Annotated in this window: 6 protein-coding genes; 1 reads left to right on the top strand and 5 read right to left on the bottom strand. The window is 64.9% G+C overall.

Going from position 1 to position 6,281, the window contains the following annotated elements; genetic code table 11:
- The first annotated feature begins 96 nt into the window (after window positions 1–96).
- Window positions 97–588 (top strand): PEP-CTERM sorting domain-containing protein, encoded by a 492-nt coding sequence (locus GGQ98_RS18850; protein ID WP_184070123.1) that lies wholly within the window; start codon window positions 97–99, stop codon window positions 586–588.
- 76 nt (window positions 589–664) lie between these two features.
- Here the strand turns inward: GGQ98_RS18850 and GGQ98_RS12860 are convergent, their stop codons facing one another.
- The 5 genes from GGQ98_RS12860 to GGQ98_RS12840 form a co-directional block, all read right to left on the bottom strand.
- Window positions 665–1,432 (bottom strand): hypothetical protein, encoded by a 768-nt coding sequence (locus GGQ98_RS12860; protein WP_184070120.1) that lies wholly within the window; start codon window positions 1,430–1,432, stop codon window positions 665–667.
- Window positions 1,433–1,526: 94 nt separating this feature from the next.
- Window positions 1,527–2,411, bottom strand: a complete 885-nt coding sequence (locus GGQ98_RS12855; RefSeq protein WP_184070118.1) for a pirin family protein — start codon at window positions 2,409–2,411, stop codon at window positions 1,527–1,529.
- The gene (locus tag GGQ98_RS12850) at window positions 2,408–3,865 is read right to left on the bottom strand and encodes a coniferyl aldehyde dehydrogenase (protein ID WP_184070116.1); all 1,458 of its coding nucleotides are present in this window, start codon (window positions 3,863–3,865) and stop codon (window positions 2,408–2,410) included. The genes GGQ98_RS12855 and GGQ98_RS12850 overlap by 4 nt, the downstream gene beginning before the upstream one ends.
- Before the next feature lie 84 nt (window positions 3,866–3,949).
- On the bottom strand, window positions 3,950–4,978 hold the full coding sequence (locus tag GGQ98_RS12845; protein WP_184070114.1) for a hypothetical protein: 1,029 nt from the start codon (window positions 4,976–4,978) through the stop codon (window positions 3,950–3,952).
- Between the two features lie 58 nt (window positions 4,979–5,036).
- A complete protein-coding gene (locus GGQ98_RS12840) occupies window positions 5,037–6,278 on the bottom strand; it encodes an MFS transporter (protein WP_184070112.1) in 1,242 nt (413 codons plus the stop codon).
- Window positions 6,279–6,281 lie beyond the last annotated feature (3 nt).

The following is a 6,281-nucleotide window of genomic DNA, read 5'->3' as shown; positions in this document are numbered from 1 at the left end:
GTCGTTGTGGCGCTCCCATGGAGTATCTGTCCCATAGCGCATCCTTCCATTGCTGGCTGAATAATGCACCATCAAAGCCTGGGATAAAACAGGTATGTGACTTCGACGCAGTTCGACATCGATCTGACGGGTTACGAGAACATCGTGCTCTCGTTCCAGTACAAGCCCTGGAAAACCGAAGCCGGCGACATCCTCGAAGTGTACTTCGGCGATCTCGTTTACTCGGTCTCGCTCGACAGCGCCTGGGAATGGTTCAACGTCTCGCTCGCTCTCGACATCGAAGACATCGCCGGGACCGACCTCATCTTCAAGCTCATCTCGACCGACAACTCCTATGTCTCCTATTACTGGGAAGAGGAGTGCGAGTGGAAGTGGGTCGGCAAAAAGTACAAGAAAGTCTGCGAGGACGTAAAGAAAAAGCACGAGTGGAAGGACAAGGAAGACTGGGTGAAGATCGACAACGTCCTCATCACCGGCGACCTGATCCCGCCGCCGCCGCCGATCGATACGCCTGAACCCGCCGCGCTGGCGCTGTTCGGCCTCGGTCTGCTCGGCCTGGGTGCTGCCCGCCGCCGCAAGGCGAAGTAAGCACGCCTCTCACGGCAAAAGACAGACGGCGGCTCCGAAAGGGGCCGCCGTTTTCTTTGCGGTGCTCGCGCCGCCGTCAATAGCGCGCGGGGCGCTGCCGCAGATCATAGTCGATGCGGATACGCACCCATTCGCCCACCATCACCCGGCCGCCCACGCGGGGCGGGCGCACCCGGAACTGCCAGGCCGCAGCAAGCACCGAGCGCGCGATGTTCGATCCCTGCGGATATTCCCCGATCGCCACGCAATCCTCGACCCGGTAATCCGCCACCGTGCGGCAGGCGATGAGCCCCCACCCCGGCCCGCGCGCCGTCGACAGATAGCCGCTCAGTTCATCCTGATAAGGCTCCCGATACCACGCCGCGGCATAGAGCGGTTCGCCGTTCGGCCCGGTTCCGTCCACAAGCGGCGTATCCCCGCCCGTCGTCGGCGGCGCCGGAGGCCCCATGACGGGGCGCGGCGGCGCGGGTGCGGACGGCGGCGGCGGCAGTTTCGCGATGTCGGTAATCGCCATGTCCTCGCGCGAAAGCTGAATGACCGGAATCTCTATCGGCACAGGCGGCGGATCGACGGGCCGGGCCGTCTGCTCAGGCTGCGCTTCGGGCTGCGGCGCCTTCCTGGGTTCCTCCGGCTCTTCCGCAGGCTCGTCCTCGCGCACCTGATCCAGCCGCATGACGACCATGGGCACCATCTTTTCGGAAACCGACGGCACCAGCGTCAGCAGGATAAGCGCAAGGAACCCTTCGATGAGCAGCGCGAAGGCGATGCCGGCCGCGCGCCGTTTTACCCCGGCACGAAACCGTTCGGGCAAAACGCGGGCAAGAACACGAACCGGCTGAAACAAAGGCTCTCTATCTCGGCAGACACCGGGCGGCGGGGCTCAGCGATAGTGCGACAGCGGGCCGAGAGCAAGCCGCCGGCCGAGAAGGATCGATCCCTTATACCTTGGGCCGAGGATCATCGGGCAGCGGTATCCGTTCTTCGTCGTCGCCCGGAACGTGCGCGAAACGGTCGGCCTCCCAATCGTCGATGGCCTGATTGATGCGCTCGGGGCGGGAGGAGACGAAGTTCCACCAGATTTCGCGGTGGCCGTCCATCGCCTTGCCGCCCAGCATCAGCACGCGGGCATCGGTTTCCGCTGTCCATTCGACCTTCGCGCCGGGCTCCAGCACGAGCATCGTCGCCTCTTCGGCCACGCCGTCTGCAAGCGCGATGCGGCCGCTCGCCACATAGAGCGCGCGCTCCTCGTGTTCGTTGCAGACGTCGATCGTCGCGCCTGCCTTCGCATCGACATCCACGTAAAACGTAGGCCACACCACGCCCACGGGCGACTGCCTGCCATAAGCCGTGCCCGCGATGATGGTCAGCCGCGCGCCCTCGCGCGCGATCACCGGCAGCGTGTCCGCCGGGTGATGCACGAAGCTCGGCTCCACCTCCTCATGCGTTTTGGGAAGCGCGACCCAGGCCTGGATGCCCTCCATGCGCTGGCCCGTCGCCTGCACCTCGGGCGAGGTGCGCTCCGAATGCGTGATCCCCCGCCCCGCCGTCATCCAGTTCACCGCGCCGGGACGAATCGCCTGCGCGCTGCCCAGGCTGTCGCGGTGGAAGATCTCGCCTTCGAACAGGTACGTGACCGTGGCGAGGTTGATGTGCGGATGCGGGCGCACGTCGAAACGCTCGCCGGGCGCATACGCCACCGGGCCGAAATGGTCCCAGAAGATGAACGGCCCGACCATGCGCCGACCCGCCGACGGCAGCACCCGCCGCACCACGAAGCCGCCCCCCAGATCCCGCTGGCGACCTTCGATGCGGCGTTCGATCATGGCTTCAGTTCCCTTGCAAGTGTGGCGTGGGTTTTCTTCCCGTAAGGGGGTTTCAAGCCTGCCAGCCCCGCAAGGTCAAGTTTCGGCTGGCGGTAGATGCTTTTGGCATGGCTGAACGCGCGAAACCCGTCCTGCCCGTGATAGCTGCCCATGCCCGAGGGACCGATGCCGCCGAACGGCAGGTCTTCCGCCGAAACGTGGAAGATCACATCGTTCACCGTCACGCCGCCCGAGATGGTGCGATCGAGCACGCGGCGCTCCTCCGCGCCGTCTGCACCGAAATAGTAAAGCCCGAGCGGCCGGTCGCGGCCGTTTACGAAGGCGATGGCCTCGTCGGTCTCCCGGTATGTCTTCACCGGCAACAAAGGCCCGAAGATCTCCTCCTGCATCACGCGCATGTCGTCGCTGACGTTGCGCACGATGCTGAGCGGCATCTTGTTGGAATTGGTGTTCGCGAAATCCTCGTTTGCCGGGTTCACGGTCACGATTTCCGCGCCCTTCGCGGCGGCATCGACCAGCAGTTCCTGCAGCCGCTCGCGGTGGCGGGCGTTCACCACCGAGGTGTAATCGTCGTTGGCAAGCAGCGACGGGTACATCGTCGTCGCCGCCGTCTTCAGCCCCTCGACGATCTCGGCCTCATTCTCCTGCGGCACGAGCAGATAGTCCGGCGCGAGGCAGATCTGCCCCGCGTTCATCATCTTGCCGAGCGCCACCCGCTCCGCCATCTGCGCGATGTTCGCGCTGCGCGACACGATGACCGGCGACTTGCCGCCAAGCTCCAGCGTTACGGGCACGAGATTTTCGGCAGCGGCGTGCAGGATGTGCTTCGCAATGGCCGTCGCGCCCGTGAAGATCAGGTGATCGAAGGCAAGCCCCGCGAACGCCTTGCCGGTCTCCGGCCCGCCCGGCACGATCGCGAGTTCGGTCTCGTCGAAATACTGTTTCGCAAGTTCAGCCATCAGCGCGGCGGTGACGGGCGTGAATTCCGAGGGCTTCACCATTGCGCGGTTTCCGGCCGCGAACACGCCCGCGAGCGGCCCGAAGGTGAGGTTCAGCGGGAAGTTCCACGGGCTGATGATACCCACGACCCCCTTGGGCTGATACACGACCTGCGCCTTCGCCCCGAGCAGCCCGAGCGGGAAATCGAGCGAGCGCCGCTCCGGGCGCATCCACGCATCGAGGTGCTTGACGGCGTGTTTCAGAGGTTTCACGGACGACATGATGTCCGTCACCAGCGTCTGCTCGGCGCTCCGGTGCCCGAAGTCTTCCGAAAGCGCCTTCACGAACGGCAGCTTGTGCGTGAGAACAAGATCGACCGCCCTGCGCAGCCGGTCCTTGCGAACCGCCGCGCTCACCGGCAGCTCCGCCATGAACGCCGCGCGCTGGCGCTCCAGAAGCGCCTTCATCTCTGCGATGGATTTTGCCTCGCCCGGCAGAACGGCAACGGTCGCCATGAAGCGTCTCCCTCAAAACGCATGAATTTGAGCGAAACTTTAACCCGTCGCGGCGCGTCGCGCCAGCCGGGCGAAATCATCAGGTCAGGCGCAGCGATCCGTATAGACCGCCGCCTCACGCGCGGTCAGCGGTTTCAGCGCTTCGTCGAGCGACAGGCTGAAGCCTTCCCACGGCTGCTGCGGTGGCCTCGCCCCCGTCACCCAGAGATAGGCGGGGCGCTTGCCGGGGGCCGAGAGGCGATACCAGACCGGCGCGGGCATGGTTTTCAGCTTCGGGCAGCGCGCGAGCGTGGCGGTATAGCCCGCGCTTTTCAGCGCCGCGAGCATCGCGGGGGTGCCGATCGGCTTGCCCTCGTTCTTGAAATAGAAGGTCATCACCATCGTGCGCGCGCCGCCCGCCAGCACCTTGAGCTGTTGCCCGGCGACGCTCGCGATGCCTGCGCGGCGGAAATATTCGCCGTTCGACATCGGCTTGTCGAGCATCTCGGGCGGCAGCGCGGCCCAGGTGACGTGCGGCGCGGATTCGATATGGCGCCAGTCGTAATAGCTGTTCGCCGGAGAGGTCGCAGGCCGCAGCAGCCCGCCCAGAACCGACGCAAAGCCGTCCGCAGGCGTTTTCGCGGGCGGTGCGGGTTTCGGCAGGACCGGCTTCGCGGCGGCGGGTTTGGCCTGGGCGCCTTGCGGCGACGCCGCGCCGCACTGCTTCATCGCTTTCGCGCGGACCACCTGCGTCATCTGCGCACCGATCGGCGTTTTCAGCGTATCGTCGTGCTCGATATGAACGAGGCCGCGCTTTTCCTGCGCATTGAACATGAAGATCACGGGCATGTTGTCCCCGCCCCACTTGTCCTTGCCGTATTTCACATACACCCAGCGCTGGATGCCCTCGTACCGGGCGCCGCCCGCGCAGGAGTAGCAGACGCTGACCGGAAGCGGCCCCTGCCGCCCGGCGGCGGTATCGATGAAAACGCCGGGCTTGCCGACCTCGATGCGCGGCTGGAGCGAACAATCGCCGCCCGGCGCATAACGACCATAAAGCTCTTCGGGTGGCGCATCGAGCTGCGCAGCGGCGGGCGCCGCGATCAGGCCCAAAGCGATAAACAGAGCACGCATCCGCATTGCAGCCCCCTTTGTCCATTCATCTCACATGATCGTGTCCAGACTGTGACGATTAGCCGGAGGGAATCTCGCGCTGCGCTTTCCAGGCACGCGGATTGACGAACCACATGAACACCGCCGAGACGATCGGCAGGATCATGAACACGATCAGCGCCGCACGATAAGACCCGCCCACGTCATACATCCGGCCCATCAGCCACGGCCCGGCGGCGGATCCCAGGTTGGCCATCGCCGTGATCAATCCGGTCAGCAGGCCGAGATGCTGCGTCCCGTAGGTGTGGCGCGAGATCACCGGGCCATCCACCATCACGCTGGAATGGCCGAGCGCGCGGACCACGATATAGGTCACAAGCACGATCGGGTTTGTCAGCAGGAACGAAAGCAGCGCGCTGGCGGTCAGCAGCACGTAGAGCACCGCCAGACCGCGGTTGGAGTTGCGATCGAGGATGTTGCCCGCAACAATGCGCCCGGCAATCGTGAACAGCCCGATGATGCTGACCACCGACGCGCCCTGCCCTGCATCAAGGCCCGCATCGCGCAGCATCAGCACCTGATGCTGGGTCAGCGCCTGGTCAACGATCGTGACCAGAAAAAACGCGGCGGACATCAGCCAGAAGCTCGATCCCCGCATCAGCTTGCCGAAATAGGCGGCGACGCCGGCCTTTTCGCCCATATCGCCTGCCACCGCGACCTGCTGGGTGATCGGAACGCGCAGCAGGCCGTAAGCCAGCGCGGGGAGCGCGACGACCCAGATCCCGATCGACAGCATCGACATGCCGACGCGCCACCCGAACCAGCCGATAAACGCTGCGGTGACGAGCGGCATGACCACCCCGCCAAGCGCGGTGCCCAGCAGAACGACGCCGGTTGCGGTTCCCTGCGATGCGCGAAAGGTGCGGCCCACCAGTACGAAGCTGGAAACCATCGCACCGGGCCCTGCGATCCCCAGGAGCACGCCGACCGCATAATAGCTGTTGAGTCCCTCGACGAACGCGAAACCGATAAGCGCAATGCCGCCGATCACCACCGAGACCACCAGCGCGATCCATGCGCCCGCAACGTCAAGGAATCGCCCGACGACAAGACACGCGACTGCGCCCGTCAGATATTTTGCCGAAGCCAGCAGCGTCGCCTGCTCGCGCGTCCACCCGAATTCGCGGATCACCTCCGGGTAGATGAACGGCAGCGCATAGGCGGGCGCGGAAAATCCGAAGAACAGTGCGGTAATTGCAATCAGCAACACCCGCCAGTTGGCCGCGAATTCGTCACGGAATGCCTGGTCAAACTGAAACATCCC

It is taken from the genome of Sphingosinicella soli, from assembly GCF_014199685.1.
In the GTDB taxonomy this organism is placed as follows: domain Bacteria; phylum Pseudomonadota; class Alphaproteobacteria; order Sphingomonadales; family Sphingomonadaceae; genus Sphingosinicella; species Sphingosinicella soli.
The sequence above is the reverse complement of the archived record's forward strand: the minus strand, read 5'-3'. Positions and strand labels throughout refer to the sequence as shown.

Coding starts and splice junctions, on each gene's coding strand:
- GGQ98_RS12855 (WP_184070118.1), bottom strand. CDS start 2,411: ATGATCGAACGCCGCATCGAAGGTCGCCAGCGGGATCTGGGGGGCGGC.
- GGQ98_RS12845 (WP_184070114.1), bottom strand. CDS start 4,978: ATGCGTGCTCTGTTTATCGCTTTGGGCCTGATCGCGGCGCCCGCCGCT.
- GGQ98_RS12840 (WP_184070112.1), bottom strand. CDS start 6,278: ATGTTTCAGTTTGACCAGGCATTCCGTGACGAATTCGCGGCCAACTGG.
- GGQ98_RS12850 (WP_184070116.1), bottom strand. CDS start 3,865: ATGGCGACCGTTGCCGTTCTGCCGGGCGAGGCAAAATCCATCGCAGAG.